Annotated in this window: 54 protein-coding genes; 45 read left to right on the top strand and 9 right to left on the bottom strand. The window is 57.7% G+C overall.

Going from position 1 to position 25,598, the window contains the following annotated elements:
- The 32 genes from VNL17_14765 to VNL17_14610 all read left to right on the top strand — a co-directional run.
- On the top strand, positions 1 to 633 hold a 633-nt coding region (locus tag VNL17_14765), incomplete at its 5' end, for a site-specific integrase (GenBank protein ID HXI85341.1).
- A gap of 244 nt (positions 634 to 877) precedes the next feature.
- On the top strand, positions 878 to 1,204 hold the full coding sequence (locus VNL17_14760; protein ID HXI85340.1) for a hypothetical protein: 327 nt from the start codon (positions 878 to 880) through the stop codon (positions 1,202 to 1,204).
- Positions 1,201 to 1,770 carry a hypothetical protein gene (locus tag VNL17_14755; protein HXI85339.1) on the top strand — a complete coding sequence of 190 codons (570 nt, stop codon included), beginning with the start codon at positions 1,201 to 1,203 and terminating at the stop codon, positions 1,768 to 1,770. The genes VNL17_14760 and VNL17_14755 overlap by 4 nt, the downstream gene beginning before the upstream one ends.
- On the top strand, positions 1,767 to 2,069 hold the full coding sequence (locus tag VNL17_14750; GenBank protein ID HXI85338.1) for a hypothetical protein: 303 nt from the start codon (positions 1,767 to 1,769) through the stop codon (positions 2,067 to 2,069). The genes VNL17_14755 and VNL17_14750 overlap by 4 nt, the downstream gene beginning before the upstream one ends.
- 403 nt (positions 2,070 to 2,472) lie before the next feature.
- Positions 2,473 to 3,408: a site-specific DNA-methyltransferase gene (locus VNL17_14745; GenBank protein HXI85337.1), complete on the top strand. Its 936-nt coding sequence runs from the start codon at positions 2,473 to 2,475 to the stop codon at positions 3,406 to 3,408.
- Positions 3,405 to 3,632, top strand: coding sequence for a hypothetical protein (locus VNL17_14740; protein ID HXI85336.1), 228 nt, complete (start codon positions 3,405 to 3,407; stop codon positions 3,630 to 3,632). The genes VNL17_14745 and VNL17_14740 overlap by 4 nt, the downstream gene beginning before the upstream one ends.
- Before the next feature lie 166 nt (positions 3,633 to 3,798).
- The gene (locus VNL17_14735) at positions 3,799 to 4,182 is read left to right on the top strand and encodes a hypothetical protein (GenBank protein HXI85335.1); all 384 of its coding nucleotides are present in this window, start codon (positions 3,799 to 3,801) and stop codon (positions 4,180 to 4,182) included.
- A 208-nt stretch (positions 4,183 to 4,390) separates the two neighbouring features.
- A complete protein-coding gene (locus VNL17_14730) occupies positions 4,391 to 4,531 on the top strand; it encodes a hypothetical protein (GenBank protein ID HXI85334.1) in 141 nt (46 codons plus the stop codon).
- Positions 4,532 to 4,820: 289 nt separating this feature from the next.
- Entirely contained in the window at positions 4,821 to 4,988 is a 168-nt protein-coding gene (locus VNL17_14725) for a hypothetical protein (GenBank protein HXI85333.1), read from the top strand.
- Positions 4,989 to 5,363, top strand: coding sequence for a hypothetical protein (locus VNL17_14720; protein ID HXI85332.1), 375 nt, complete (start codon positions 4,989 to 4,991; stop codon positions 5,361 to 5,363).
- Entirely contained in the window at positions 5,360 to 5,563 is a 204-nt protein-coding gene (locus tag VNL17_14715; GenBank protein ID HXI85331.1) for a hypothetical protein, read from the top strand. The genes VNL17_14720 and VNL17_14715 overlap by 4 nt, the downstream gene beginning before the upstream one ends.
- Positions 5,560 to 5,820, top strand: coding sequence for a hypothetical protein (locus VNL17_14710; protein HXI85330.1), 261 nt, complete (start codon positions 5,560 to 5,562; stop codon positions 5,818 to 5,820). Before VNL17_14715 ends, VNL17_14710 begins: the two co-directional genes overlap by 4 nt.
- Positions 5,796 to 6,053, top strand: a complete 258-nt coding sequence (locus tag VNL17_14705; GenBank protein ID HXI85329.1) for a hypothetical protein — start codon at positions 5,796 to 5,798, stop codon at positions 6,051 to 6,053. The genes VNL17_14710 and VNL17_14705 overlap by 25 nt, the downstream gene beginning before the upstream one ends.
- Before the next feature lie 2 nt (positions 6,054 to 6,055).
- Positions 6,056 to 6,241, top strand: coding sequence for a hypothetical protein (locus VNL17_14700; GenBank protein ID HXI85328.1), 186 nt, complete (start codon positions 6,056 to 6,058; stop codon positions 6,239 to 6,241).
- Positions 6,219 to 7,220: a PD-(D/E)XK nuclease-like domain-containing protein gene (locus VNL17_14695; protein ID HXI85327.1), complete on the top strand. Its 1,002-nt coding sequence runs from the start codon at positions 6,219 to 6,221 to the stop codon at positions 7,218 to 7,220. The genes VNL17_14700 and VNL17_14695 overlap by 23 nt, the downstream gene beginning before the upstream one ends.
- Before the next feature lie 6 nt (positions 7,221 to 7,226).
- A complete protein-coding gene (locus tag VNL17_14690) occupies positions 7,227 to 8,237 on the top strand; it encodes an AAA family ATPase (GenBank protein ID HXI85326.1) in 1,011 nt (336 codons plus the stop codon).
- A gap of 548 nt (positions 8,238 to 8,785) precedes the next feature.
- The gene (locus VNL17_14685; GenBank protein HXI85325.1) at positions 8,786 to 9,166 is read left to right on the top strand and encodes a hypothetical protein; all 381 of its coding nucleotides are present in this window, start codon (positions 8,786 to 8,788) and stop codon (positions 9,164 to 9,166) included.
- Between the two features lie 87 nt (positions 9,167 to 9,253).
- The gene (locus VNL17_14680) at positions 9,254 to 9,511 is read left to right on the top strand and encodes a hypothetical protein (protein ID HXI85324.1); all 258 of its coding nucleotides are present in this window, start codon (positions 9,254 to 9,256) and stop codon (positions 9,509 to 9,511) included.
- A gap of 58 nt (positions 9,512 to 9,569) precedes the next feature.
- On the top strand, positions 9,570 to 9,833 hold the full coding sequence (locus VNL17_14675) for a hypothetical protein (GenBank protein HXI85323.1): 264 nt from the start codon (positions 9,570 to 9,572) through the stop codon (positions 9,831 to 9,833).
- Positions 9,830 to 9,964, top strand: a complete 135-nt coding sequence (locus tag VNL17_14670) for a hypothetical protein (GenBank protein HXI85322.1) — start codon at positions 9,830 to 9,832, stop codon at positions 9,962 to 9,964. The genes VNL17_14675 and VNL17_14670 overlap by 4 nt, the downstream gene beginning before the upstream one ends.
- Positions 9,961 to 10,701, top strand: coding sequence for a hypothetical protein (locus VNL17_14665; GenBank protein HXI85321.1), 741 nt, complete (start codon positions 9,961 to 9,963; stop codon positions 10,699 to 10,701). Before VNL17_14670 ends, VNL17_14665 begins: the two co-directional genes overlap by 4 nt.
- Entirely contained in the window at positions 10,698 to 10,901 is a 204-nt protein-coding gene (locus VNL17_14660; GenBank protein ID HXI85320.1) for a hypothetical protein, read from the top strand. The genes VNL17_14665 and VNL17_14660 overlap by 4 nt, the downstream gene beginning before the upstream one ends.
- A 196-nt stretch (positions 10,902 to 11,097) precedes the next feature.
- Complete coding sequence (locus VNL17_14655) at positions 11,098 to 11,517, top strand: hypothetical protein (protein HXI85319.1); 420 nt, start codon at positions 11,098 to 11,100, stop codon at positions 11,515 to 11,517.
- Positions 11,514 to 11,756: a hypothetical protein gene (locus VNL17_14650; GenBank protein HXI85318.1), complete on the top strand. Its 243-nt coding sequence runs from the start codon at positions 11,514 to 11,516 to the stop codon at positions 11,754 to 11,756. Before VNL17_14655 ends, VNL17_14650 begins: the two co-directional genes overlap by 4 nt.
- Positions 11,757 to 12,150: 394 nt before the next feature.
- Positions 12,151 to 13,059: a hypothetical protein gene (locus VNL17_14645; protein ID HXI85317.1), complete on the top strand. Its 909-nt coding sequence runs from the start codon at positions 12,151 to 12,153 to the stop codon at positions 13,057 to 13,059.
- Between the two features lie 74 nt (positions 13,060 to 13,133).
- Positions 13,134 to 13,538 (top strand): hypothetical protein, encoded by a 405-nt coding sequence (locus VNL17_14640; protein ID HXI85316.1) that lies wholly within the window; start codon positions 13,134 to 13,136, stop codon positions 13,536 to 13,538.
- 217 nt (positions 13,539 to 13,755) lie between these two features.
- Entirely contained in the window at positions 13,756 to 13,980 is a 225-nt protein-coding gene (locus tag VNL17_14635; protein ID HXI85315.1) for a hypothetical protein, read from the top strand.
- Between the two features lie 301 nt (positions 13,981 to 14,281).
- The gene (locus VNL17_14630; protein ID HXI85314.1) at positions 14,282 to 14,476 is read left to right on the top strand and encodes a hypothetical protein; all 195 of its coding nucleotides are present in this window, start codon (positions 14,282 to 14,284) and stop codon (positions 14,474 to 14,476) included.
- Positions 14,473 to 14,727 (top strand): hypothetical protein, encoded by a 255-nt coding sequence (locus tag VNL17_14625; protein HXI85313.1) that lies wholly within the window; start codon positions 14,473 to 14,475, stop codon positions 14,725 to 14,727. Before VNL17_14630 ends, VNL17_14625 begins: the two co-directional genes overlap by 4 nt.
- Positions 14,724 to 15,434 (top strand): hypothetical protein, encoded by a 711-nt coding sequence (locus tag VNL17_14620; GenBank protein HXI85312.1) that lies wholly within the window; start codon positions 14,724 to 14,726, stop codon positions 15,432 to 15,434. The genes VNL17_14625 and VNL17_14620 overlap by 4 nt, the downstream gene beginning before the upstream one ends.
- A gap of 348 nt (positions 15,435 to 15,782) precedes the next feature.
- Positions 15,783 to 16,130, top strand: a complete 348-nt coding sequence (locus VNL17_14615; protein ID HXI85311.1) for a hypothetical protein — start codon at positions 15,783 to 15,785, stop codon at positions 16,128 to 16,130.
- A gap of 7 nt (positions 16,131 to 16,137) precedes the next feature.
- Positions 16,138 to 16,365, top strand: coding sequence for a hypothetical protein (locus VNL17_14610; protein ID HXI85310.1), 228 nt, complete (start codon positions 16,138 to 16,140; stop codon positions 16,363 to 16,365).
- Between the two features lie 105 nt (positions 16,366 to 16,470).
- Here the strand turns inward: VNL17_14610 and VNL17_14605 are convergent, their stop codons facing one another.
- From VNL17_14605 to VNL17_14565, 9 genes are all read right to left on the bottom strand, one after another.
- A complete protein-coding gene (locus VNL17_14605; GenBank protein HXI85309.1) occupies positions 16,471 to 16,671 on the bottom strand; it encodes a hypothetical protein in 201 nt (66 codons plus the stop codon).
- On the bottom strand, positions 16,668 to 16,877 hold the full coding sequence (locus VNL17_14600) for a hypothetical protein (GenBank protein ID HXI85308.1): 210 nt from the start codon (positions 16,875 to 16,877) through the stop codon (positions 16,668 to 16,670). The genes VNL17_14605 and VNL17_14600 overlap by 4 nt, the downstream gene beginning before the upstream one ends.
- On the bottom strand, positions 16,874 to 17,122 hold the full coding sequence (locus VNL17_14595) for a hypothetical protein (GenBank protein ID HXI85307.1): 249 nt from the start codon (positions 17,120 to 17,122) through the stop codon (positions 16,874 to 16,876). Before VNL17_14595 ends, VNL17_14600 begins: the two co-directional genes overlap by 4 nt.
- A 144-nt stretch (positions 17,123 to 17,266) precedes the next feature.
- Positions 17,267 to 17,512: a hypothetical protein gene (locus VNL17_14590; protein HXI85306.1), complete on the bottom strand. Its 246-nt coding sequence runs from the start codon at positions 17,510 to 17,512 to the stop codon at positions 17,267 to 17,269.
- Positions 17,513 to 18,400: a DUF3560 domain-containing protein gene (locus VNL17_14585; GenBank protein ID HXI85305.1), complete on the bottom strand. Its 888-nt coding sequence runs from the start codon at positions 18,398 to 18,400 to the stop codon at positions 17,513 to 17,515. It abuts the gene before it with no gap.
- Between the two features lie 142 nt (positions 18,401 to 18,542).
- Entirely contained in the window at positions 18,543 to 18,719 is a 177-nt protein-coding gene (locus VNL17_14580) for a hypothetical protein (protein ID HXI85304.1), read from the bottom strand.
- A complete protein-coding gene (locus VNL17_14575; protein ID HXI85303.1) occupies positions 18,716 to 18,931 on the bottom strand; it encodes a hypothetical protein in 216 nt (71 codons plus the stop codon). The genes VNL17_14580 and VNL17_14575 overlap by 4 nt, the downstream gene beginning before the upstream one ends.
- Positions 18,928 to 19,137 carry a hypothetical protein gene (locus tag VNL17_14570; GenBank protein ID HXI85302.1) on the bottom strand — a complete coding sequence of 70 codons (210 nt, stop codon included), beginning with the start codon at positions 19,135 to 19,137 and terminating at the stop codon, positions 18,928 to 18,930. The genes VNL17_14575 and VNL17_14570 overlap by 4 nt, the downstream gene beginning before the upstream one ends.
- A gap of 17 nt (positions 19,138 to 19,154) precedes the next feature.
- On the bottom strand, positions 19,155 to 19,376 hold the full coding sequence (locus tag VNL17_14565) for a hypothetical protein (protein HXI85301.1): 222 nt from the start codon (positions 19,374 to 19,376) through the stop codon (positions 19,155 to 19,157).
- A 992-nt stretch (positions 19,377 to 20,368) separates the two neighbouring features.
- Here VNL17_14565 and VNL17_14560 point away from each other — a divergent pair.
- The 13 genes from VNL17_14560 to VNL17_14500 all read left to right on the top strand — a co-directional run bounded on the left by VNL17_14560 (position 20,369) and on the right by VNL17_14500 (position 25,299).
- Positions 20,369 to 20,785 (top strand): helix-turn-helix domain-containing protein, encoded by a 417-nt coding sequence (locus tag VNL17_14560; GenBank protein ID HXI85300.1) that lies wholly within the window; start codon positions 20,369 to 20,371, stop codon positions 20,783 to 20,785.
- Positions 20,782 to 20,991 (top strand): hypothetical protein, encoded by a 210-nt coding sequence (locus tag VNL17_14555; GenBank protein ID HXI85299.1) that lies wholly within the window; start codon positions 20,782 to 20,784, stop codon positions 20,989 to 20,991. The genes VNL17_14560 and VNL17_14555 overlap by 4 nt, the downstream gene beginning before the upstream one ends.
- On the top strand, positions 20,988 to 21,143 hold the full coding sequence (locus VNL17_14550; protein ID HXI85298.1) for a hypothetical protein: 156 nt from the start codon (positions 20,988 to 20,990) through the stop codon (positions 21,141 to 21,143). Before VNL17_14555 ends, VNL17_14550 begins: the two co-directional genes overlap by 4 nt.
- Positions 21,140 to 21,574 (top strand): hypothetical protein, encoded by a 435-nt coding sequence (locus tag VNL17_14545; GenBank protein HXI85297.1) that lies wholly within the window; start codon positions 21,140 to 21,142, stop codon positions 21,572 to 21,574. The genes VNL17_14550 and VNL17_14545 overlap by 4 nt, the downstream gene beginning before the upstream one ends.
- The gene (locus VNL17_14540) at positions 21,571 to 21,783 is read left to right on the top strand and encodes a hypothetical protein (GenBank protein ID HXI85296.1); all 213 of its coding nucleotides are present in this window, start codon (positions 21,571 to 21,573) and stop codon (positions 21,781 to 21,783) included. Before VNL17_14545 ends, VNL17_14540 begins: the two co-directional genes overlap by 4 nt.
- Positions 21,780 to 22,580: a TylF/MycF family methyltransferase gene (locus VNL17_14535; GenBank protein HXI85295.1), complete on the top strand. Its 801-nt coding sequence runs from the start codon at positions 21,780 to 21,782 to the stop codon at positions 22,578 to 22,580. Before VNL17_14540 ends, VNL17_14535 begins: the two co-directional genes overlap by 4 nt.
- Positions 22,577 to 22,870 carry a hypothetical protein gene (locus VNL17_14530; GenBank protein ID HXI85294.1) on the top strand — a complete coding sequence of 98 codons (294 nt, stop codon included), beginning with the start codon at positions 22,577 to 22,579 and terminating at the stop codon, positions 22,868 to 22,870. Before VNL17_14535 ends, VNL17_14530 begins: the two co-directional genes overlap by 4 nt.
- Positions 22,867 to 23,181: a hypothetical protein gene (locus tag VNL17_14525; protein ID HXI85293.1), complete on the top strand. Its 315-nt coding sequence runs from the start codon at positions 22,867 to 22,869 to the stop codon at positions 23,179 to 23,181. The genes VNL17_14530 and VNL17_14525 overlap by 4 nt, the downstream gene beginning before the upstream one ends.
- A gap of 192 nt (positions 23,182 to 23,373) precedes the next feature.
- A complete protein-coding gene (locus VNL17_14520) occupies positions 23,374 to 23,724 on the top strand; it encodes a hypothetical protein (GenBank protein HXI85292.1) in 351 nt (116 codons plus the stop codon).
- Positions 23,717 to 24,028, top strand: a complete 312-nt coding sequence (locus VNL17_14515; GenBank protein HXI85291.1) for a hypothetical protein — start codon at positions 23,717 to 23,719, stop codon at positions 24,026 to 24,028. Before VNL17_14520 ends, VNL17_14515 begins: the two co-directional genes overlap by 8 nt.
- A 4-nt stretch (positions 24,029 to 24,032) precedes the next feature.
- A complete protein-coding gene (locus VNL17_14510) occupies positions 24,033 to 24,563 on the top strand; it encodes a hypothetical protein (GenBank protein ID HXI85290.1) in 531 nt (176 codons plus the stop codon).
- A gap of 15 nt (positions 24,564 to 24,578) precedes the next feature.
- Positions 24,579 to 24,884, top strand: a complete 306-nt coding sequence (locus tag VNL17_14505) for a hypothetical protein (GenBank protein ID HXI85289.1) — start codon at positions 24,579 to 24,581, stop codon at positions 24,882 to 24,884.
- A gap of 4 nt (positions 24,885 to 24,888) precedes the next feature.
- Positions 24,889 to 25,299 carry a hypothetical protein gene (locus VNL17_14500; GenBank protein ID HXI85288.1) on the top strand — a complete coding sequence of 137 codons (411 nt, stop codon included), beginning with the start codon at positions 24,889 to 24,891 and terminating at the stop codon, positions 25,297 to 25,299.
- The last annotated feature ends 299 nt before the right edge of the window (positions 25,300 to 25,598 follow it).

Genomic DNA, 25,598 nt, shown 5'->3' with positions numbered 1-25,598 from the left:
CTGCTGCTGGCGGCGCTGCCGGATAACGGCGTGCGGCTGATGGCTGAGATTGCGCTGTTCTGCACGCTGCGGGTGTCGGAGATCATGGGCTTGCAATGGAAGCACATCGACTTCGAGAACGGCTGCATCCACGTTCGGCAGCGAATGTCCAACGACGGCGAGCTCGCTGAGCCGAAGACGCGGAAGGCATTGCGCGATCCGCAGATGGGGCATTTGGCCGAGCGGTTGAAGGCTTTCAAATATGCTGGCGTGGCGGGTAATGCCGCGCCTGGAACCGCCCCGGTATCCGGGATTGCTACACGCCAGCACCAGACCGCCGACGATTTCGTGTTCCGCTTCCCGAGCCGCAACGGGGGGTACCTGGGTTCAAATGACCTCGTTAAGAAGTACCTCAAGCCGGCCGCGAAAGCGATTGGGATCGACCATAACGGATTCGCATGGCATTCCCTGAGGCGCCAAGCAGTCACGAACTACAACTCCAGCTTGGGAGTGACGCAGGCGATGAACATGGCGGGCCACAGCACGGTTGCGATGAGCGCCCTTTACACAATGTCGGACGCTGATGCGGCGAACGCGGCGGTGCGGGCGTTCCAGGAGCGGATTGCGGGTGAACCGACCGGAGGTGTGCAGTGATTGAAAGATGCCAAGCCTACGATAAGGGACGCCATTGCAGGAAAAGCAAGAACCTGACGCGCTGTCGAATAACCATTCATCGTGAGCCAAGTTTTAACGCCAAGTTACCCGAAGGGGCAATTATTCTTCTTTGTCCCGACCATTTGCGGCTTTCTCAGCTTGAGGCATTGGTTATGCAGGATAGCCCAAAAGTGCGGTCAGCTGAACAGCAGCGCATCGCGGGCAAGCCAGAGGGCGGTGTGCAGTGATCGCCCAAGCCGTGTTGATTGAAGGTGCGGACGATGTTTATGTCCTTGACGGTTATGTCAACAAGATAACCAAGCTGCGTCGAAAGACATGGCTGGCCCGTAGCGGTATCCGCTCTTCGGTATACGAAAAGGACGCCGCGTTTGAAACATACGAGGAGGCCTGTGTCGCTCTTATAAATAGAGCCGAGCAAGTGGTCGCATCAAAGGAAGTGGAATTGGACAAAGCCAGGGAGCGTCTTAGGAGACTCCGCAAGCGTTTCCAGTTACCGGAGGGAGTGGCGCTTGACGGAATCGCGGGCAAGGCAGCGGGCGGTGTCCAGTGAAGGGGCATATTCGCAAAGCCATCGTTTTAACGCATGAGCGCACCGCTCGAACTAGAGACGGCGGCGGATTCCACAGAAAGGCTAGTCTTGGCGAGGCTAATCCGATGTCTCGCCTAAGTGCCGTCGATGTTGCTGAGATTCGCGCATCCTTCGCCGCTGGTCATGATGTCAAAGTCATTGCCGCGAAGTATAATCTCAAACTTCAGTATTGCCGCGAGATCATCAGCGGAAAGTACTGGCGTCACGTTCCTGGGATTCCGAGCAGCGTGGCTATCCTTCCAAAGCGCTTGCATTTGGGCTGCGATCCGATGTGCGGAGAGTGCGTGGCGGTGCAGGAGGCATTCAACGACAAGATGGAGGTCTACGTTGAGAAGGCCAGGCGCTCGTTCTGGAAAGAAATGCGCCGTTTGCTTCCCGGTATGTTCGCTGCCGAATATCCTAAATGGCTTGATCTTGAAGTTAAGGAATTTAACGTTCGCACGCTTGAGATCGCAGCCGATTGGGCTTTTGAAGTTTGGAACCAGGGTGTGCCCATCGCGGGCAAGCCAGAGGGAGGGGCGCGGTGAGCGAGAAGTTGAGCGATCGTAGCGTAGAGGCTCTAGGCGAAATCGTCGGGGCGTTGAATGAATATGCCGACCAGGTTGAAGCGCTGGAGCAGAAGCTGGCCGAGCGCGATGCGCTGATAGAGCGGATGGTGGATAGTCTCCGTAACGTGCTCGCGGATTGCGCTCTTTACAAGCCGGAGATATGGACCGCTCGCATGGACGATGCCACGGCACTATTGCGAGAGATGGATTGCGTACCACTCGCCGCGACCGAGCAGGCCGCGCCGGAAGGGGCGCTAACCGAGGGAGGGGCGCGGTGAGAACCGAAGCAGAAGTCCGGGCAATGGTTGGTAGGTTTGAACGATTCAACGATAAACATCTGCAACGGATTTGTTCTGGAGTAACAGAAGAAGACTGCGGGGAAGTGGCTGTCGTGTTCAATTCAAACTCCTCGATGCTGTGCGCTCTTAGATGGGTCTTGGGCGAAGACACTATTTCGGTGCAGCAAAATGCCTCCGCCAAAGTCGGACCGGCATGAGATTCGCGCATGGATTGTCCGGTAAGTGAGAACTGGCCAGTGTTAAGTGGTTTAGTTTGCTACCACGCGCATAATTGGCAGAAGTAAGCGGGGGCCTAGATTACACAGGGCCGGGGTAGTTAAGTTGTTGAGTTTGTGAAGAACCGTTTGGGCGCTTTTTGGGCGCTGGAAAGGCGAAAGGCTGCATGAATTGGGCGTTGATGGACGGCGATGCACTCACGGTTTTACGAACGCTGGAGAGCGACAGCATCGACTGCTGTGTGACATCGCCGCCGTACTGGGGCTTGCGCGATTACGGGGTGCCTGGACAGCTCGGCCTCGAGCGCACGCCTGAGGAGTACGTCGCCCGCATGGTGGAAGTGTTCCGCGAAGTGCGGCGGGTGATTCGTGGAACGCTGTGGCTCAACATCGGGGATTCGTATGCGGGATCGAGCATGACGGGCGGAGGTAAAAGCCTCGAAACCAATCAGCACTTAGATCGGATGTTTAAGAAACCAAAGCAGGAAGTAAATGCCAAGCCCAAAGACCTCGTAGGCGTGCCATGGATGCTGGCCTTCGCGCTCCGCTCCGATGGCTGGTACCTGCGCTCCGAGATCATCTGGGCGAAGCCGAACCCGATGCCGGAGAGCGTTACGGATCGCCCGACCAAGGCGCATGAGCAGATATTCCTGCTGGCCAAGAGCGAGCGGTATTTTTACAACGCCGATGCGATTCGGGAGGCCGACTCATGTCAGCAACACCATCGGAATGTGCTCAACGGAGCACCGAGTTTAGAACCATCGGGCGGACTTCGTAATGCCCACGGTGGGTTATGGGGTACTCCAGAAAAGAATGGATCCGGGCGCAACAAGCGCTCCGTCTGGACCGTCGCCACGCAGCCGACGCCAGAAGCGCACTTTGCCACCTATCCGATTGCGCTGATTGAACCGTGCATCCTGGCAGGATCGCCGGAAAGCGGTAGCGTGCTAGACCCATTCGCGGGTGCCGGGACAACGGGACTGGCGGCACTTAAGCACGGGCGCACCTTCGTGGGGATCGAACTGAACCCGAAGTACATCGACATCGCCAATCAACGCGCCTACGAGAAGATGCCGCTATTGGCGGCAGAGGCAACCGTATGACCGCCGCCGCGTTCATCGCCGAACTCGAAGCCGCGCTGAAGGAGACGCCGGGTGCGCAGGCCGTTTGCGTCGGACAGCTACAGATGGCGAAGGCGATCGCGCTGCTGCGGGCGGGGGAGGCGATGTCGGATTCCGGACCATACCACGTAAGTCGCTTGTCTGCTTGGTCCGCGTGGGACGAAGCAGCCGCCATGTCAACTGAGTGGCGCGAGGTGCCGCGATGAACTGGAGACCTATCAAGTGCGGTTTCTGTGGGCTAGAAACCAACAATTCCGACAAGCTTTGCAACACCTGTTGGGAAGTCATAAAGCGGCTTAAGGGAATGCCCCCGGCAGTAGTCAATAAGATCCTGATCTACTGCGGACACACCCCGGTTATTGAGGCGCCGCGATGAACGAGGCCCGCTACGTGGTCGGTCTGCCGGAAGGTGGCATGAAAATCGTGATCGTTCCAAACGAACTGCGGGATGCCATCAACGCGCACCTTGACGCCGCGATAGCCCGAGCGCCCGGAGCGGAGATGGACCGCGAGTACTTCTATTCGGTGCTGCTCGCATTCTTCGATGAGAACGGCTACCTGCCGGATTTCACGCTAGAGAAATTCAAGACAGTCATGACCATCACCGATCTGCTCACCGAAATCGACCGCATGATCGCGGAGAACAATGACCCGGCGGCACTCGCCAACTTGGGCGCGGTCCTCCAGGTGAGGGGCGATGAGGCCATCCGCAAGGCCGTGGAGATTGTGCTGAAGAAGGGAGGGCGAGCCGCATGAGTTTGAGTTCTGGAGTCATCTCAACACACGACGTTCCGCAACCCTGGAGTGTTTGTAAGGCCTGCGGTTCAAGAATGAAAACGATGCCAGCCAATTACGGAGATCAGCATCGTTGTGGACCTTACGAATGGGCTGAAAGAACGAATGCGTTGCTGGAGCGGTTGATTGATATCGCTGTGGCCTTCGATGAAGCACGCAGGGGATTGCGATGACCACGATTCGCGGCACACGGCCCCGGCGCGTACCGACGTGGCTGATCCTGCTGTTCGACGCGGTGGCTCTGGTAGCTGTACTGTTCATGGCGGGCGCGTTCGGCGATGTCGGCGCGAGATTGGCGGGTGGACGATGAGCTTTACGCCGGGACCGTGGAAAGCAGTGCCGCTTGCCTCGGGAATAACCATACAGACCGACCCAGTTGATCTTCGGCGCAGTGGTATCGCAGAAGTTCGTCTTTGGCCGGGGAACGAAATAGCTAAGGGTAACGCCAGACTGATCGCCGCCGCTCCAGATCTACTGGAAGCGTGCAAAGCGGGTCGCCAGAAGCTCGTCACTTACGTTTCGGTTTACTCGGGAGATAAGGAATTGCGAAAGCTCCTGGACATGTGGGATGCCGCCATCGCCAGAGCCGAGGGCCGCACATGACCGAGCTCCGCAACACGACCGTGCAGGTGAGCGCAGAGGGCACCATCATCATCCGCATCCGCGAGACGGGCCGGGTGCTCACGATCACGCGGAAGCTGGCGAATACCGAGATGGTCGCGCTGGAGACAATGCTGGCGCGGCAGGCGGATAAGGGGGCGGCTTAGATGAAAAAAGAACCAACTGAGAAAGTTATCGAGACTTCAACCATTCGGCTCAGTGCCGATGAGACCCGCACCATTATGCGGGCTTCAATTAAAGGCAACTGTAGCAATGATTGGCGATGTTCCAGTCTCGTTGGCATGGGAATAATGCGCAAGGTACGTTCGACGCCCGATGAGTCTGTTGATAAAAAGCGAGAAGAGTTATGGAACAGAATATCGAAGGCCGTAGAAAAGCGAAATCGGACAGCGCTCGATTCTGCATCCAGCGAATTGGGCAAACTGGACAGGGACAAAGAGGCATACGTCTACGTGCTCACTGATATCGGAAAGCAAATAGCGCGTGGGATCACCGTGCGACTAAACGGACAATACGCATGACCGACGAACAGCGGCATCGCCTCGACATCGCCGAAGCCTACGCGCATCTGTTCTGGGCGCGTGCGCTGAACCCTGGCGTGGCGCGGGATGCGTTCGTCCGTGAAGCGAGAGCAGAAATTCGCCGGCTGAACCCGCCGGATGACGAGGAGAGCGAGTTGGAAGCGCGGCGCCGTCCGTGGCGCGGAGGAATGGTCGCGTGACGTCTGTCGAGCGTGCCGCGCATCTCTACGGGTGCTTCTATTCGTGGAAGGCTGCGGAAATCTGCAAAGAGGAAGGCATCTCAGCCGCGGACATGAAACGCGGTTACGAATTGTACCAAGCACGGCGAGATCAGCAGCTATTCGATGCGCGGTACTACGGTTCGCCGGAGTACGGTCGTATCACGTTAGATGAAGCTGGACTCGCGGAGGCAGTGCACGAAGAGGAGAGATTATGCCAGCAACACAAGAAGCAATAGCGGCGGCGCTCGCCGAAGAGTCGCCGTGGAGTGATGGAGTGAAGTCGCTCATCAGGTGGCAATTCGAGTTGCATAGCGATTTCAAAACCGCGCTCTGGAATGCGATTAAGACAGCGGACCAAGAGAACCTGTTGCGGCTGTCTTACGGGTTCCCGGAGGAAGTCAAGGCGTTCATCCACTGGAATTCCGGGGATCTCGGAGAGCAACTGCGTAAGTCAGGACTGGAGATATAACAATGTCGCGTAAAGCGCAATCAATCGAAGAAACAATCGGCGGCTATTTCGCCACGGCTACCGCTGAACAGTGTCGCCAGATGATGCTGATGGCTCGCGGAATCATGAACGCGCGGTTCCCGAAGCAACCGGCGACGCGCAAGCCGCGCAAGAAGGGGGAGCCAAATGTCAGCGCAGCCGCAAACTAGTCAGCGTATCCCGGCTATTGATTATCACGCCGCTCCAGGTCTATCGAATAGCGCTCTCGCTGACTTGGCTGTTTCGCCGCTGCGGTTCTGGCACTTGCATGTGAATCCCAACCGACCAGGGGAGGAATCCACGCCCTACCTGCAATTCGGAAGCGCCTTGCACACTGCTGTCTTGGAGCCCGATGAATTCGAGAAACGATATGCCTGCAAACTCGACCCAACGCTATACCCGAATTTGCTGGATACGATGGACGATCTGAAGGCGTGGCTCACGGAGCATGGGATGCAGACCAGCGCCAAGCGAAAGCGAGAACTGGTGGATCGCGTACACGCCAAAGACCCAGACGTCCCTATTCTTGAACTGCTGAAAGAAGCGCACGATGCAAAGCACGAGGGCAAGATTCAGTTTACCGTGGAGGACTGGATGCGGATCGGAGGTGCCGCTCACTCGCTCAGGAGTGAGCCCAAGGTAGCCGAGATACTGACAAATGGCGATGCGGAAGTGTCTTGCTTTGTCACCGACCCAGAGACGGGTGTACCGCTCAAGGCTCGGTTCGATTGGGTAACTCCCAAATGCACGCTAGACCTTAAGACCTTTTCTCAGCAACGATCCAAGACAATCGACAAGACTATCGCCGATGCTATTTGGTACGAGCGTTACTACATTCAGGCCTACTTTTATAGCTTGGTGCGGGCAATCTCAAGCGGAGACACGACTGCCGCAGGTCCGCAAAAGGCACCAGAGTTCATCATGGCATTCGTTGAAAGCGAAGAGCCGCACGAAGTTCGCATACGATCCTTTCGCCCGAAGGTGGCTGGCGAAATTAATCTGTTCTGGCAACGAGCGCGAATTGAGGTTCACGAGCTGATTCGACTGTATGCAGATTGCTTAGATCGATTCGGGGATAAGCCGTGGCGCGATCCACGCGATGTAGATCCACTGGAAGATCACGAGTTGCCGGCATTGTTAGCGAGTTGAAACCCTATGGCATTCATTAAAGCTGTTCGACAAACCGTTCCGATGCTCATCAGCTTGTCTGGTACAAGCGGCAGCGGGAAGACCATGAGTGGGCTGCTGTTGGCCGCTGGCTTGGCTGGAACAAACGGACGCATCGGCATGATAGACGCCGAGAACAAGCGCGGCAGTCTCTACGCGGATGATCCGTTGGTTACGTCCGCACTTCCGCAAGGCTACGAGATCGAGGAAATCTCCGCTCCGTATACCCCAAAGAAATACATAGATCGCATCACCGAGGCCGAGAAGTCAGGCATCTCCGTGTGCATCATTGACAGCACATCGCACGAGTGGGAAGGCGAGGGCGGATGCTGCGACATAGCGGAAAACAACAAATTGCGAGGCATGCCGAACTGGGCAATGGCAAAGCGCGAGCACAAGAAGTTCCTGGCTTATTGCCTGTCTTCCAACATGCATATCATCTTCTGCCTGCGTGCTAGGGAAAAGATCAAGATCGTAAAGGTCAATAACAAGGAAGAGATCGTACCGATCGGCATCCAGCCTATTGCCGAAAAGAACTTCGTATTTGAAATGCTGCTATCTCTGCAATTCGACGAGGCGACGCATTATGCACGCGGCATTAAAGTTCCGAAGATGCTCGTGGACGTGTTCCCTGGCGACCGGATGATTACGAAGGCCGACGGCGAAAGGATGCGGATCTGGAACGAAACTGGTGCCACTGCAGAACCAAACGAGCAACTGAAGAAGCGAGCTCGTTCGTCAGCAGAACAAGGCATGGCGACCTACACGGCGTTCTTTGCGGAATTGAGCACTCAGCAAAAAAAGGTCATCCGAGATTCGGTTCACGATGAACTTAAGGCAATCGCGGCATCCGCGGATAAGTCCGACGCCCCTCAGGAAGTCTCGGAGTTGCCTGATCCATTTGAGTTTAGTCCAGGCCACAGGCTCGTTTGTAAAGGCGTGCTTTACGAGGCTAATAGCGACCTGACGTCTTGGACTAAGGTTGAGCACGCAGCATAAACGGCCCGCCGAGCCAATCGGCAGAAAGGAAAACCCGTATCGCGTAAAGCCAATAGCAAGGTTCGTACCGCGAGATGTTGAAATTCCCTGATTAGCCTTCGCGAGGAGGCCGATCAGGTAGGCTGCCGCGAAATGGAGGCATCACGACCGACTCCCGTTCGGTTGCTCCAAACGGCGACAGCCGACCTGATCGAAAGGTCACGGTTTGCTGGCGGGGGAGCCACGGTTCCCTGACACCTCGGTTCACGGGCGATGATCCACGCCAGCAGTGAGATTGGATTCGTCGCGCGGCTGTCATGCGCGTGGCGACGGCTGGCGTCGGCGAGATACGCGCCGAGGGATGCGGACCAGACGATGGATACCGTACCCAGTACCCGCAAGGGAAAAGGCACCTTGCCACGACGGTGGCACGCCAGCCTGAGTTTGAAGAAAGGAAGCAAATGCAGCCAACCGATACAACACAGACCGTACAAGTTTCAGAGGAACTGGTGCAGTCAGTAATTGATAACTACAAACGCCAAGCAGCGACTCACAACGCTCATGTAGACGTGATTTGGAAAGATATGTGGGATTCGGTGTACGACTCCCGCTCGCGGGGATTCCATGCACCTGACCCGCCGCAGCAATTCTACTGGGTTGCCAATGAACCGCTGCTGCGCCAGATCGCAGGCATGATCGGAGGGATTCCTGGCGTCGATCCATTCATCGACATACCTGCGCCTCCGATTCCGCCGCCTGCGGTGGCTCACCCGAGCATTCTAGTCACAACCGAGCCATCTCTGATCCCTGGCTCATTCTTGGCTCAAGGCGATAGCCCATCGGTGCCAGAGGGCGCGAGGGCACCGGACGCCAGCGGCAGGATCTACCAGAAGAAGGTGTTCCTGCATACGCCGTGGACGACAATCGCGGGCTGGATACCGATAGCGTAGCGACTTTCGGCAGCGCCGGGAGCGTTGCTACAGGCGTTTCCCGCTGCCGGGACTGGGCCGGTGTTGTGCTAAAGGGGGCATCGGCCCATGAAAGGACTTATGGACAATAGCGAACAACTCAGCCCAATGGACCGGCTCGCCGTGGGCCTGCTGATAGAATCCGCCGCGCCGGATCGCGACCGCCTGATCCACGCGCAAGCGGATTTGGCACACAGCCTCTACGCCGAGCGCACGGAGTGGCGTACCCAGGCGCTGCGCAATCAGTGGGGCGCCGCGCTACTCGGCTGCACGGTCGGCGTCATTGGGTCGGTGCTGCTGATGGTGCTGTGCGGAGGAATCCGATGACGCTGGAACGCTCACGGCGGTTCGTCATTGTGCGGGCCGCCATTCTCTCGGGAGGCAGATGACAAAGGGCGAATCAATCTTAGCAAGCAGGCTTCTGGATCAAGCCTCCGTAGAGTTCCATGAACACGGCTGTAACGACATGGACCCTGAGTACTTTGAGGATTTGGAGCCGGAAGACATCCTGCAGTTGGTCGATGGATACAACGAATGGCGCAGCGGTGGATGTGGTGGTGAAAATTGGGAGCCAGTAACTATCAGGAATATCGGTGATGACGAGTGGATGGCCTATCTAGCACACGTCATCGGGAGACGTGCCGCGTGACCATCGCCCTATCGCTGGCCATCCTGTGCGCCGCCGCTGCCCTGGCTTGGGTCTGGTGGACGCGCGACCGCGACCTGCTGCGGAATTCGCGGAGCCAGGCGCTGCGGAAGCTGCTGGAGAAGGCGCAATGAAGCCGCTGGCTTTGGATCTCTTCTGTGGTGCTGGTGGGGCAACCAAGGGACTGCAATGTGCTGGCTTCCACGTAACGGGAGTGGATATCCGGCCACAGCCTAAGTACTGCGGAGATCTGTTCTACGAGGCCGATGCGATGACGTTTCCACTCGATGGCTATGACTTCATCTGGGCGAGTCCGCCCTGCCAGGCACACACGACCATGAAGTCGATGTGGAACGCCAAGGACCATGCAGACCTGATCCCAGCAACGCGCACACGACTTATTTCATCGGGTCTTCCGTGGACGATGGAAAACGTTCCCGGATCTACTCTGATGGACGGCGGGTTCTTTCTATGTGGGTCAATGTTTGGACTTGGAGTTGAAGTCTATGACGGCTGGCGGCAATTGCGAAGGCATCGGTGGTTCGAGTCCACCATTCACGTGCTGGTCCCACCATGCCGTCATAACGGCCCGACGATAGGATTCTACGGAGATCACGCCCGCGACCGGCGGCGGAAAGCTGGAGTCAGGGACAGGGGTCTCGACTTTCCCGATGCGGATAAGTTGGAACTCGGCCGCAAGGCGATGGACATGCCGTGGTCTGACTGGGCTGGCATCTCGCAAGCGATCCCGCCAGCTTATTCCGAATTCATCGGCAGGCAGGTTATGGAGCTTTTGGAGCACTCGGCTGACAGGCAGCAGCAACGGCGCGAGAAGCGCGAGGCCGAGCTGCGGGAGTTGGTGACGCTGTGAAACGCCACTGGAGACGTGAGGGGGAATTTTATCGCCTAATCGATTCCCATGGATGGATACGGGCGATTATCTACTTTGAAATCGAGTGGCAGGGCCTCGGTCCGCTAGGCACTGGCAAAGTGCAACAGTACAACGATACCCAGAAGCGCCGGCTGATGCGCAGTATGGAAGCGATGCTGACGAAATGGGAGCGGTTGTGAGTGTGACCCGCCACGTAGTAGTCAATTTCTTCACAACACCGGAAGAGTTGCGCAAACTCGCTGATGAGATGGAAGCCTTCTGGCCCACTTGTCAGCCTGGGCAGGACAAAACTTCATCTGTGGTGTGGGGAAAGGACACGGTGCTGCACATTGTTGTGGATCAGGACCGCATAAAGACTCCTGGATGGGGCGAGCGATGACCATTTCACCCGCCGAGGTCGCCGCGCTGAAGGTGCCCGAAGCGAACATCCAGGAGACGGTTGTGCAGTATCTCCAGTTGGATGGGTGGAGAGCCTTCCGCACTGAGTTGACGGTACAGCGTGAGCGTGGGCGCGTTGTTGGCGAGCGGGGCCAGCCGGATTATCTGTTTATCCGGTACCAAGATCCCGCCGCGTTCGAAGAGTACGAACAGAAGCGGTGGGCTGAGATCATGTGGATCGAGTTCAAGGCCGGCGGCGAGAAGCAGAAGTGGGCGCAATCTAACTCGCTTAGCGCCAAGTTCCAGCGGGCCTGGCACGCCGCGGAGCGATCACGCGGGGCGCTCGTGCTGGTTGTGGATGACATCAACAGCTTCATTGAATGGTATATGACCTGCGGACTTCTGAGGCGCAAATGAGACTCGATTGCACGGTCGAGGAAGGCTACCGCGAGCTGGCTGATGACGCGCGGGAATTGTTAGATGAGGGGCTTGCGATTCTGAGGCGCGACATCATGCGCTTCGACGAAGACAACGATGACTACCCGCTGCCATCACAACGGGCGCTACTGGAGCGGAAGAAGAAGGTTTGCAAAGCTGTTACGCGCTGGATGGCCGATCTAACCCGCCTGAAGACACGGGCGCTGATCGAGAAGTGACCGGAGTGAGCATGAAGCAGGAGAGCCAGGGGTGACAGGCGCGATGCAGCACAACATCGGACTCATCATGATCTGCGTGCCCTTACTGGCATGGTGGCTGTGGGGCCTATGGGTGCTCGGCTTCAAGGATTGGATACGAGCCACGGGTGTATGTGCAGCCATTCTTATATGGTGTGCGATTGCAGGCTATCTTCTATCGAGGCACGGTTGATAGGCGCGAGGGGCGAAACAAATATCGATGAAAACGTTGTATTCACAGGCGCTTGCTACTATAATGGGAGTCGAGGGATCAACACTCTGGCTCGCTACCAGGGTGCCCAAGACAGTCGGGCGTACCACGGGCTGCGGGTCGCATCCGCAGCCCAGCTCGAACTCCAATGCGACTGGAGACGATGTGGCTAAACAGCTACCGTACTACCCCTATTACACAGCCGACTTCCGCGAGAGCAAGCACGTTCTCGCAATGAACCTATCCGAAGTGGGCCTTTATCAACTCTCTCTCAATTGGGCCTGGGACTACGGCTCGATACCGGATGATCCAGGTGAACTCGCCAGACTTCTGCAGCGCGACAGAAACGAAGTGAAGCGAGCGTGGCCGAAGGTGCGACCGTGCTGGGTGCCGTCTCCAGAGCAAGGCCGCTTGGTCAATCAGCGGATGGAAGCTGAGCGTGTCAAGGCAATCGACAAGTCAGATAAGGCCTCAGTATCGGCCAAATACTCACACAGCGCCAGACGTGCGAACGCACTTGCGAAGGCAAAAGCGGTCGCTATTGCGAACGCAAGTGCGAACGCACTTGCGAACGGTGTTGCGAATCATATTGCGGATGAATTGCATCGCGCGTCTGGTATCTCTTCTGCTGATACTGAGAATACTTCAGAGAACAGAGAAAACCCAAACGCGCGCGATGCAATAGCGAACGCAATAGCGAACGTTAAATTTGATGTGTTGCCTGGGTGCCAGTTGTTCATGCAGGAATACCCCGGTGAACTCAACGACTTGGTGCCGCAATTGTACATCTCTCTCATCGAGAACGCTGTTGATGAAGTCAAGCTTTTCATAAACTTGAAGCTGCACAGACAGTCTCGTAAGTGGAAAGACGGATTCGTTCCGACCGCCGAAAACTTTCTATCGAAGGGCATCTGGAAGTTTCCGCCGCCGAAGGAACCAGACAAGCCTAAATCCAAACTCGATGAGCAACTTGCGCAGGTGGTGGCTCAGATGGCCAGCGAGCCAAGGCCGGAACCCAAGCGCAGCCCGAAGGAAATTCACTTGGAAAATCTTAGGCAGAAAGGCGAGATGTGATCGAGGAAAAAGTAGCAGCGTTTCAGGTGGCTCGTCTGTCTGGGCTCAGTTTCTTTCCAAACCAGGACCCAGCGGTGCAGGAGCTCGTAGCAGCATTGCAGGTTGCCGACAGCGAAGGCATCGCAAAAGCGACCGTGGACGACTTGCTCCACGATGCGATTGAGTGTCCGAAACCATCCGAGATCCGCAGAATTGCCAACTTGAAAAACGAGAAATCCGCGCCGGCCGAACCTTACTGGATGCAGGATCCGACGCCTTCGCACTACTGCCATTTGTGCAAAGGCTGGGGCACTTGCGGCACTCCACCGAACGCGGATTTCTGCTCATGCAGCAACGGGCGCACTGTGAGAAACGATCCAAGGCTGGGCGACAAGTGGCTTGCGATCGTGAACAGCGGGCGGGCGTCTGGAAACATCGCCGCGCTTGCGCGGGCCGTCGATAGCGCGAATCGCACCGGGCGGACCCTGGAGCGGCTATGACCACACGGCAGCGGGCGTGGAGCCGAACACGACTCGTCAACTTACTCTGCGATGAGCGTGATCTAGACCCGGTAAGGGGATGGACATCCATCTTCAACCTTGTGGGGCATCTCTCGTCTGAACAATTATCCAACGAAGTTAGAACGGCCACGTCTCGGCAACGGCAGTTCCGCGCCGAGCGCGAGCGGCTGGAAACAACGAAACCTGCGAGGGCGCTGTGAAACTGGCCATGTGGACGCTGCTGCTGCGATGCACGCCGCTCGCGTGGCAGAAGCTGATCGCGCACGACGATGACGGGAGCCTGCGCTACCGATGGGCGTTCTGGGTAATGCGCAACGCCTGGGGCGCTGGCGACGATGCGATAGGTCGTGAGTACTTCCCGCACTGGTGGGCGGCTGAGGAGCGCGTGAGACGCGGGCAATCGATTGGAAGGTTGGCGTGAAGCAGCTGAAGCAGCTCTACAACCGCGTGACGCGCCTGCCAGAGTTGCCGATACGTCCAGTGCCACGCAGTAAGTACAAGTGGTGGCGAAAGGGAAGCGACGGTTGGGAATTGATTCTGATGGGAGAGCCAGACTGTTTCGCTTATGTCATACGTTATTGGAACCGAGCACGACACACTTCGGCATGGTGCTGGATTCTGTACATGCCACGCGGCCCCTTGAATGAAACCGCACGCGGTTGGGCATCTGCTCCGCACACTGCCAAGCGGCAAGTTGAGGCCGCTATCGAGGAGCACTGGCGATGAATCTGTACTCACACTGGACAACCCTCGCAGATGTGGCCCCGTTTCATCGCGGCGTGACTTGGCGCGAGTGGCAGTGCTGGCGCGTGGCGCAGATGGCGACCGGATGGCTGGCATTGCACGCAGGCGAGAATCCGCTGGCCAATCGAGCGATCGCGACAAAGCGCGATTCCTACGGCTGGAAAAGCGCATGACCAAGCTCCGCGGCCGCACGACGCCCCGCACGCCATACGACACGGGCTACAGCTTGGGCGCCCGCAACATCCACTCGGCGATGCTCCCGTACACCGATTCGGCGAGTTATCTGGAGTTCTATCGCGGGCACCAGGCGGGCTACGCGCAATGGCGGGCGACAATGGCTACGGCGTGGCAGCGGGCCTGCTACGAGGCGCTGGAGCGTACGCAGGGGCTGGAACCGAAGCGGAAGAAAGCGAGGGCGGCGTGAGTTGTCCATGTCCAGAGTGCAACAACGATTGGGGCGGCACTTGCCTCTACGAACAGATCAAGACCGCTAAGCAGGAGCGCGACTCCGCGCTGGCAAAGGTCACCGAAAAAACGAACGAGGTCCTAGCTCTCATACGGGATGAGTTCCGCTTGGTTGCGAAGCTGGCCGAGCAGGCGGCGCTGGTTGAGCGGCTCAGGGCGGCGCTGGAACCGTTCGCGGCCTACGGAGAAACGCTGGAGTCTGTAAATTGGCTACCCGATGAGTGCCCGGTGAGCGCGACACCAGAAGCGTACCTGACGGCTTCCCTGCGAGTTAAGCATTTACGCCGTGCTCATGAGGTATATGCAGGCATAGTCTCCGCCACGCCCGCCGCAGCGCTGGAGGCGCACGACCGGGAGTTGCTCGCTGGATTTGCGCTGAAATCACACAAGTGGACCGGATGCCGTGCCGGTGGCGATCCAACTGAGGCCGGATCAAACGAATGGATTCGGTACTGCGAAGTGTGCGGAATGGAGGATACCTGCGAAGATCCGCTACCGCCGTGCCCGCCGTTTGAGCACGAATGGTTGAAAAAGCACGACCGGGAGTTGCTGGAACGGGTCATTCACGAAATATCCAAATGCACCTGGGCACCGGGATTCGTAACAGCCGACCGCATCCGCGCACTCGCCGCAGCCCCGCAGGCCGCGCCGGAGGAGAAAGCATGAGAACCTGGAGCAGACAATTTCTTTGGGGGCATGGGGGGGTATTTGATTCTGATGGCAACAGGTCTCGGGATCGATGGCATGGGATCTGCTGTTAATGCCAAAACAGCGCATAATCTCGCTGGATTCTGCTTCGGAGCCGCATGTATGCAGGCGCTAGCCAGATATTCGGCGAATAGACGCGGATGGTTAAAGGACGAGGATGCTGAAGCGCCCGCGAGCGGGACGGAGGGGCGATGAACGATTATCTGTTGCCAAAAACCCGAGTATTGCTGTATAGTTGGGCGAGAAACACAACTGACCGGATTTGTTCTATGCGTCGTGACCGGCGGCGCTGCACACCGAGTTTTCGTGCCTGACACCCCAACTATCCAAAAGCTGAAGCCCGCTGACTTGCCCCGTTCCCTCCGAATCGTCAACCCGCCCGAAGGCCATAACTCCTACATTGGCCGGAAACACGCGCTGCGCTTGCTCAAGCAAGGCCGCGGACGCCTGGAGAACTCCAATACCTCGATACGGTTCTGCGATGCGTCACAGAGCGTTTTAGCGGCCCGGAATGCGGCTTTATGGTGCGAGCGGCAACGCAAACGTCTGGCGGCAATCCAGCAGGAGCGGGGATACGATGGCGTGAAGCGCCCATTGCGCCTTGAAGAACTGAAAGCGATACCTTTTGCCGGAGACGTGCGCTGTCTCATCTGAGCCGAGAATGCAGCCCGCGCGCCTCAGTGACGCCGACAGGAGCGAGTACGAGGCCATGCGCTGGGCGTTCTGGCAGTGCACCGAATCGCTGCAGGCCGGCGCCGATCTGCGGATCGTCCACACCGACAACTGGGCGGTGGTAATCGTACGTACGCCGGCGGCCACGCGCGAGCTGGTGGCCGTGGTTAGCTCGATGCTGGGGTCTTGGCGGCATCCGCACTGGACGGCGGGCTAGGATTCGGGTGATTCCCCCAGAATGCCCAGCCTGCAAAGAGACCCATGCCGAACGCGCACACGATGCAGGATAATCCAACCCACATGAGATCGTTGAGCGCTTCGGTCATGGCTGTGCCTTTTTCTTCGCGGCTTTGGGTTCGGTCAACTGAAGTATGAGGAGCAGTTCGTCGCGCGTTACGGCAACGCGGTCTTCGGGATACCATTTGCCGCCGCGCGATTCGCGCTCCGCCTCGCCAAGGATGATGTAGCCTTCATACAGGCGGAACGACAAGCGTCTTGATTTTGTCCATGTTACGACTCTCATTGGGCGGTGCCTTTCTTCGCGGATTTGGGCGGGCGCGGGGTGTAGGTGTGGGACGCATCGCCAGGACAATGGTTGGCGATAGTGCGATGATCCCAATAGCGTTGACCGCAGTGGGCACACAGCGGCTTGCGGCCTCCGGAGCGACCGCCTTTCTTGTGCTTGCGGAGCGACTGCAAGAGCCGCCCGGCGTTGGTGGAATCGGTCATGACATTCTCCAGTATCCGTCGGAGCCAAGCGATTCAGGCTTGACGGTTGCGTGTCGCTTCATGCGGTAGCAGTTGGGGACCTGCCTCGGTTTCACGTTCAGGTACGGCGGTGGCTGGTCGATGTGGATGAGCAAGCGCGGCACCGGTTTTGCTTCTTTGAGGTGCCAGCACTGTTTAACCCCGTATGGATTCTTGCCGTTGTAGAAGTCTTCTTCGCAACCTTGGCAATGCGATACGTCGATCATGGATTTAAGGGCCCCTTTCGGCCGTTTTTGAGAACTCCTCAAAGAATGCGGCTAGTCGGCGGATCTCCCGTTTTGACGCACAAGCAGCCAAAAATACGATTAGCACCTCAATTGTTGACATCCCTTCGGTCCATTGGCGCGGAATCATTGGCCAGCCTCCTTTGGATCGTCTGTGGAATCGTTTATGAGGGCAATGGCGGCACGAGCGGTAGACTTCGGGTCGTCATCCCCAATCCAGTACCAATCATTGCCCTCTGCAAAATTGCTCTCGTCGGCATAAACCTCCAATGCGGTTAGCAGCACGCTAATTTTTGCTCGGTAGGTATTCAGCATCTGGTCTATTTCCTCACCGACGCGCTTTAGTATAAGTCCCACGCTTTCATCAGGCATTTAGCGGGCCTCCTGTACCTCGGTGTAGGCGTATTTCATAGCGTACTTGCGTTGATCCTCTGGCAGTGGAAAGCAGATGTTAGGTACAGCTACGGTGCTTGGGTTGAGCTTTACAATCGGCTCCCAGCGTCCGCGAATCTTGACCGCCTGTTTGCCCTTGAGCGTTTCTTTGGTGAACACTTCCCGGCCGCAAGTCGCTAAGCAGTGCTCGTAAAACTCTAGCTTTTCGTGCTGTTCGTCAAGCAACACTGTCAAACGGTTGCGGTAGTCGTCAGCAATTGGCTCGGGCGTGCTGTAGTGATAAAACTTCCCTTGCAGCCGATTTTCGAGCACAGCGATTTCGGCCTTGGTTTCTTTGATGCGATTGCCCAGATAGCGCGGATCGCTGTATTGCGAACCATCGGCGGATGCACGAGCGCAAACAGCGCGGCGCTCGTAATACTTGGCCTTGTCGCCTTCCTCGAAACCGCGTTCAAACGTTTTGCTGATGCGATCGCGGAATCTTCTATCGCGTCCCTCGGAGTAATGGCCTACCAGAATCGGCTGGCCTAACGGAATGCAATCTGCCATGCTGTGGGCTCGGTTGTATAGGGCGGTGCTGGATTCCTCGGCCTTATCCGCTCGATCTTCGTATCGGTCGGCGCGTTCAGCGGCCCGTTCTTGCTTCACTTCGATCTGTTCAGCAAAGCTAAGGCGTTCGCCTTCCGTGCCTTGGTTCTCAAAACCGAGTTCGGCGAGCAACTGGGCCAGGAAGTATGTGTTTCCGGCCTTTGCTCGGCTGATCCAGCAGCCATTGCGATTGCTCCACAGGCATGAGTTCTTGAGTTCGTTCCGCTTGGTTTCCGGCAGAGACAGCCAGTCGGCTTTGCCGCCAGTGAAAATGTTCAACTTGTCTGTTTCCAGGTTGTGGACGTAGTATCGATTAGACATTGTGAAAGCTCCATTCTTTCTCAGTGTTAGGGGAACTGGAAGTTTACGGCTTCCACGTTCCCCGCTTACAGAACCATCTTAAATCCAACGTTGGATATTGTCAAGGATTATCTTGAACTATTTTGCGAGCGGCTTTGGTCTCGCGGATCTTGAGCACGCGCGCGCTGGCCTCGGTGCGCCATCCTGCCGAATGGCAAGCGGGGCAGAATACGGGCAGCTTGGCCGTGCGCCGCAGCCAGGTGTGGTGGCAGCGCAGGCAGGTGAGCTCGGACTTCATGAGCGTGCCTCGGGTTTCTCTGGTGCTTTGGGCGGGATGTGATTCAGCACGTAATGCGTCTCGTACTCGGGCGGCATCAATCCCAAGTCCCGGCTGATGAAGGTTTTTCCGCAGGCGCAGCGCACCTTCTGCCACTTCCAGAACGTCCAGCAATACCACGGGCAGGGGATATCGGGCATATAGCCCAAGAGCGGATCATAACGGGCTGTCATGGCTGGACCTTGCATTGTGGCTCCTGACTTCGATGAATCATCCAATCGACTTGCCCGTCAATGTGGTGTGTTAGCCAGCCCATTTCAAGTGCGTAAGTGTGAACCTTGCTATTGACGGAGACCGGCAGTAGTTTGGTTTTATCAGCCTCCCGCACTTTGCGCTTGGCGTCCTCCCACATCACTAGCTTTCGATCAGTGGTTTTCATGGTGTCTCCTTTGGGGGTTAGGCGGCAAATACGGCTTTGAATTGTTCGTTGAAGCCGCGCTCATACGCCAGCTTGTCGGCGAGCATGGTTTGCAGCCGGACCCCGATCTTAGCCTCGCGCCTTGCCATGCCGTAAGGGTCTACGATGCCGACCACTCCGGGAGCCATTAGCTTGCGTGCGAACGCATCGCCGAGCGACCGTCCCGCGTGTTCCGCTGCGCTTAATTGTTTTATCATCATGATGTATCTTAATACGTCATCACAGAACAGTCAAGCACTATTTCGCATCCAGCGCATTTTTCCGCGCTTCTAGCTGATTCCATGGGAGATTGAGTTACGTCCGCTCTACGCAAACAATCACTTGCTGAGTCCTTCGGAGTGCCGGCCGACTTGGTGTCAATCCAGGATGCGGCCGCGATCATCGGAGTAACGCGCTACGCCGTCTATGACTGGTTCCGCTCTGGCAAGATCGGCCTCTATGGCCACCCAGGCTCTTACCGCGTCTCTGTCGCTGAATGCCTACCGCGAGTGACGGCCAAGAATCGGCTAAAGCCGCATTTGAGACCTCATGGCTTCAAGAAGAAAAGCGTTCGCTCTGGCAAACAGTCCCAAAGTGCCGAAATATCGGCACCTGATCCAGCAGCCGGAGAGCCTCGGTCGTGATGCGTATACTTGTGCAAAGTATGCGCGAGTGTTGATAAATAAGGACTTGACTGCTGCTGTGCCCAATGTATTGCCCAGAACCAGGCAGCCGGCGACGCCATAACGCTCCATCTGCCGGTATTTCGGCGCTAGGGTGGTCTCGATCCGACGCCGACCCGACCAGAGGGGAGGGGCATCAATCTTTGCAGGGTGCCTCAGCGTGCGGTGCCTGCTGAAGTGGTTTTCGTAAAAAAAAATATGTGGTTGGGGAGTTTGGGGGATGGGGATTGTTGGGGCGTAGATGGGGGTAGGTTGCGATATGGGGTTTGAGTTAGTGGAGAAGGGTCGCGCGGTGAGGCGGTGGTGCGGGGAGCACGGGCTGCACCGGGGGAAGGAGTGTCCTGGGTGCCGGGAGGAGCGAAAGTGGACCACTTCTGATTCGTATGCGCGGCTGGTAGTGGCGCAGATGTTGAAGCAGATCGAGGCGTTCGAGCGCAGAAGGGCGGTGGGTTGATGTACGGTAGTTATACTTCTGTACGTGGCCCAAAAAGGGCTTGTTTTGGACCACTCTGGTCCAAAAAGGCGGGATTTTGAACCGCTTTTCGAAGGTTCCGCCGGAGGTTTTGTACGATCAAAACCTTACCGTAGAGCACCTTAGGGTGTACGGGGCGCTGGCTTCGAGCGTTCGCGGCGGGCGCAACACGACAAACATTGGGCAGCGGCTGATTTCGAAGCTGACGAAACTCAGCAAAACCACTGTAGGCAGGAGACTTAAGGAATTGGCAGAGTTCGGGCATGTGGTGTCAGAAGTGGACCACAAAGGGATGCGGGCGCACTTTCGAATGATATCGCCGGTATTTGCGGTTTATGATCGCAAAAGCTATGGAAGGAAAGGCGTTAATGTTGGCGGCATGAGTTCGACAGTGCGCGTGGCGAGTGCCTGGGCGAAGACCAGCGTGGACCGGTCGGAGATCGACGCCATTCTGGGGCGGAAGGAGAGCGCGTGAGCGAGACCGAAGAAGGCGTGCTCACTACCGTTTTCGTCTGCGATGGCATAGATGCTGGCCATGTTGGGCTGGTTCTGCGTGGAGTTCCACTGACGGAATACGACGGCGAGATCGTGCCGGGAGTAAGGATGACACCAAAGCAAGCACGTAACATCGCCGGACTGCTGCTGGAAATGGCCGAAGATGTTGAACGGGAGAGCGTGTGAGCTACCTGATCGCGCCGCGCTACGGAACGCAGGGGCGCAAGTGGGCGCTGATGGACTCGACCGGGGTGCTGTACTACCGGGCGAGCGTGCAGGAGTTGCTGGACCACCTGCTGCGGTTCAGCGGTAGGATTGAGGTGGAGATACGGCCATGAGTGCGAGGCCACGTCAGAACGACTGCCAGCATGAGCCGCCGTATCCCGATCACGATTGCGTGGTATTTAGCATCCGATCGCCTGAGATGACGGCTCATCTGGCGAGTCACCGCTGTGCAATCGAGGAGCCGCATTCGGTTGCTGTGTGCGGGGAATGGTGTCGCACAGCCGACGACCCGCAGGGCGTGAGCGAGGCGGATGCAAAGTACACCTGCCCGGTCTGCCTGTTCCCGGCGATGCCGCATGAACCAGCGCCGCTATCCGAGCATATCTGCCCGTGCTGTGGGACGCAATTCGGTTACGACGACGCCATGGAAAGCCACGCGGAACTCCGCGAGCGCTGGAAGGCGGCGGGGTGCCCGTGGCATAGCAAGCGGATGAAAGCGCCGGACGGTTGGGACCCGAAAGTGCAATTGGCCGCCGCCTCATGATCGACCTGCGTATCAGCATCCACGAATACGGCGCACGCGGCCATCAGTCGGGGCGCGGGACGCACGTCGATGCGGGCGACCACAGCGGCAACGGGCCGGCGGTGCGGGTGCGGTGCCTGGGCGAGCAACCGGATGACGACCAGCGGACGCGCTGGCTTGCGGAGGAATCGCGGGCCTATGCTCGGTTTCGGAGGAGTTTGAGCAGATGACAGCGACCGAGCAGAACGTTACCAATGGCGTTGGCGGGGTAGTTCACCGCTGGAGCCACCATGAGCAACTATACCTCCGGCTTCTGAAGCGCTGCCTCACGCGCGAACTTTTCCCTGACGGCCATGTGGCGATGGATCTGATGACTCACCGGGTTGTAGATCCATCGCTACGGCGCGTTGGACGCGACTGGCCGAGCGAAGCCGAGACTATGATCGGCATGGAGCGCCTGAATAACGTTCAGCAACTTGTGGGGAACGTGCTGAAGTACAGCATACCCGGCGATCTGGTGGAGTGTGGCGTATGGCGCGGCGGCTGCACCATTTTCATGCGTGCGCTGCTCGCTCTGTTCTCCGATAACTGCCGGCGCGTCTGGGTCTGCGATTCCTTCCAAGGCCTGCCGAAGCCCGATGCTGAGCGGTATCCAGCCGATGCCGGAGACCGCCACCATGAACTTGCGCCGTACCTCGGCGTCTCGCTGCGCGAGGTGAAGGACAACTTCCGGCGCTACGAAATGCTGGATGATCGCGTCAAGTTCGTAGAGGGCTGGTTTGCCGACAGCCTGCCGGCGGCGCCCATCGATAAGATCGCCGTACTGCGCATCGACGGCGATATGTACGGCTCGACTTGGGAAGCGCTGACGGCGCTTTATCCGAAGGTATCGGAGGGCGGCTACGTGATTGTGGACGATTACGCGCTCAAGGGATGCCGGGCCGCGGTGGACGATTTCCGCGAACAGAACGGGATGGTGAAGGACTTGGAAGTAATCGACTGGACCGGCGTGTGGTGGATGAAATGAAAGGCACAGATTTTGTTGATCTAACTCAGGAAGTAATCGCCAACAAGGCCGTGTTTTGCCCGCGTTGCGGTAAAAATCCACTTATCATTGGATGGGAAAACACGCTGTTCGCTGTCGTGTGTCCCGATGGCATATCGTCGATACCGCCTATTGTCCCGTTATGCCAATGTCACCACAACATCGAAGCTGCGATCACGGCGTGGAATTCAATGAGCCTTCCTCAGCTTTGTATGGAGCTACCAGCCGAAACAGTTGAGCGACATCCTGCTGAAGTGTGGTGGATGAAATGACGAACGTTGTTGACTTAACTCAGGAACTGATTGGCTACAACGCCGTGTGCTGCCTGCGTTGCGGTAAAAAGCCTCGCGTCTTTGGATCGGGCGATCTGGGAAAACTCGGCAATGGTTTATTCAGTATCGTCTGCTGCCATGGCACCAACTCTTACACGTCCATCGAATCGGCGATTGAGGCGTGGAATCAGATGAACCCTGCGCCCGTTATTGCAGAGGCGCAGCACACAGCCGAGCAACCGGAGCAACTGGAGCCGCTGAGTGCTCGCCTGCGCCGTTTGGCCGATGAAGCTGAGGAGCGGGGATTGTAAATTGCCCTGGACACCGCATCAGGCCATAAAGCACAACAAGGCCGCAAAGCTCAAAGGTTTGCAGCACCAGTGGAGCGATGTCGCTAACAGCGTGCTCCAGCGAACGGGCGATGATGCGCAGGCTATCCGCACGGCGAACGGGGTTTTGAAGAAAGAACGGGCGGCAGGAACGAAAGTGAGAGTGAGGCATCCATGAGAGTCGAACGGCGATGGTTCTTTAGATTATTGGCTGGCTTGATACCGGGATTGGCCAGCGCGGGGCAGGAAAAGGAAATCGACAAGATCAGGGCCACCGATGGGTACGACGTAATGACCCCGGCTCCGAGAATATTAGGGGTTGAAATCCCAACCGATCTTGATGAGACGGATGAGTTCATAATATTTCGAACCATCGGCCCAGACGGAGATAAAGAGCACAAAATTCCGTGGTACGGGTTGCATTACGCACTCCATTACGGCCATCTCAATCACCTGTGGCCGTCATCGAAATTAGTCGCGGGTCACTCCCATGGTATTCAATCGGGGAAACGTCATGATGAATAGAGGCAGAGGCTATGAAGGAATCAACCGCGCGGTCGGCCATAAGACCGGTCGTCCTAGAGAAACGCATCCATCCGTCCGCAATGAGCCGCTCAAAGCAGACGAAACCACCATGGCCGGTCCTGCGCGAGACCCTGAGAGCTGGGCCTCCGACGGCTACGGCTTCACCGAGCACGGCCCGACCGAGTGGGACTCCAAATCGGGCGACAGCCAGGACGACGGCAACGCCTCGATGATGATGCGCTCGATGCCGAAAAAGAAGCCGATGCGCGGCATGGCGCGGAAGATGAGCGGATTGCAGAGGTGACACGATGAACCCGCAAATTCTGATGGCGTTAATGCAGCAGTTCCGTAATCAGCAGCAAGGCGGTGGCGGCAATGGCTGGGGCGGCGGTGGATACGGCGGCGGTCAGGGCGGAAGCGGCTGGGGCTACCCGCCGTCACGCGATCCGAATTACTACCAGAATTACGCGCAGCAAAATCAGAACCAAAATTATGGGTCTGGCGGTGAAGACCCATCGTCCTATGGCCATCCCTATGGCGGCGGGTATGGTTACGGTGGCGGGTATCAGGGAAACGGCGGCGGGTTCGGATTCGGCCAGCAGCAGCGCAATCCCTGGGGTGGTGGGGGTTGGGGCGGCGGTTGGGGCAACAACTACTATCAAAATCGGATGCGCCAACCTCAAGATCAGCGTCCAATCAACGACGCCGCGCCCGCAGCTACAGAGACCGCTCAGTCAGGCAGTGCCGATCAGAGCGCCGCGCCGAGCAACAGTTCCGGTTCAATGCAGTGGCCGCGAATGAGCGGTATGTTCGGCCGCAGACAGGCCTACGAATTTTAGCAAAGGAGAAGTACAATGCCAGTCAAATTCACAGTCGATCACGTCAAGGCGGCGCAGCAGCAGGCCGAACTCATTCGCCTTCTTTTCGATGAACTCCGGCGGTTTGCCAACGAGAGCACACACATGGATGACCCGTTGCATCCGGCGCGGCTCGAAGCCAAAACCATCCTCGACAGTTCCAAGTTCCGCGACATGCCCGATGCTCTGCTGTCTCTCAGCAAGGCTCTGGTCGTGTTTCAAGCGAAGTACGACGGACTGGCCGGCGCAGAGGAAGCCTCAAAAACTCCCGCTAAGCCCGCGCCAGCGCCGGCCAAGGTATAGCGCCATGCTGGGCATGTACAACCGCTCGAAACGCAACGGCGGCTTCCTGTCGGGGCCGAACCATCGGCTGTTGGGCAACGACGATCAGATGTCGCGTGCCGCAGCCATGCAGGAGCCGGATCAGGACGATTCCGGTTCCGGTATGGCGCTCAAAGACGATGACACCGATGATCAGGAGCACCAGGGCGGCGGCAAGGACGCCGCTCCCAACTACCGCAAGGCCGATGGAATGGACGATTGCGGCGGATGCATCCATTTCGATCACAGCCAGGGCGAGTGCAAGATGTACGACTTCCCGACGACCGCCGACATGGTGTGCGATTCCTACAAGCCTGAAGGCGACGAAATGAACCCGGCGGGCGGCGACGGCATGACGATGCCGCAGGCGAACACGGTCGGCAGCCCGCCGTACTGACGTGCCGCGCAAAAAGACCACGCCGCAAGGCTACAGCCACGTCCTGCTCGCGCGGGAAATCTGGCGCGAGTACGAAGATAAGCGCCCCAGCCCAGGCGAGTACGATAACTGGGTCCGCGAAACCGCTGCCAAGTTCGAAGTTGATGAATCGCTCATCCGGCAGCAACTCGCCACGCAAGCCCGCGCTTTCCGGGCCAATAAAAAGAGCGTCGAGGCCACAGTAGCGCAGCAGGTCGCCGAACTGGTCGGAGCGACGCAGGAAAAGGCGCTGCTGACGCTCGCAGCCGGTCTCGAAGCCG

The organism is Verrucomicrobiia bacterium (assembly GCA_035577545.1).
Taxonomy (GTDB): Bacteria; Verrucomicrobiota; Verrucomicrobiia; order Palsa-1439; family Palsa-1439; genus Palsa-1439.
Note: the sequence above shows the minus strand (reverse complement) of the source record. Positions and strands in the feature narration are given on the sequence as shown.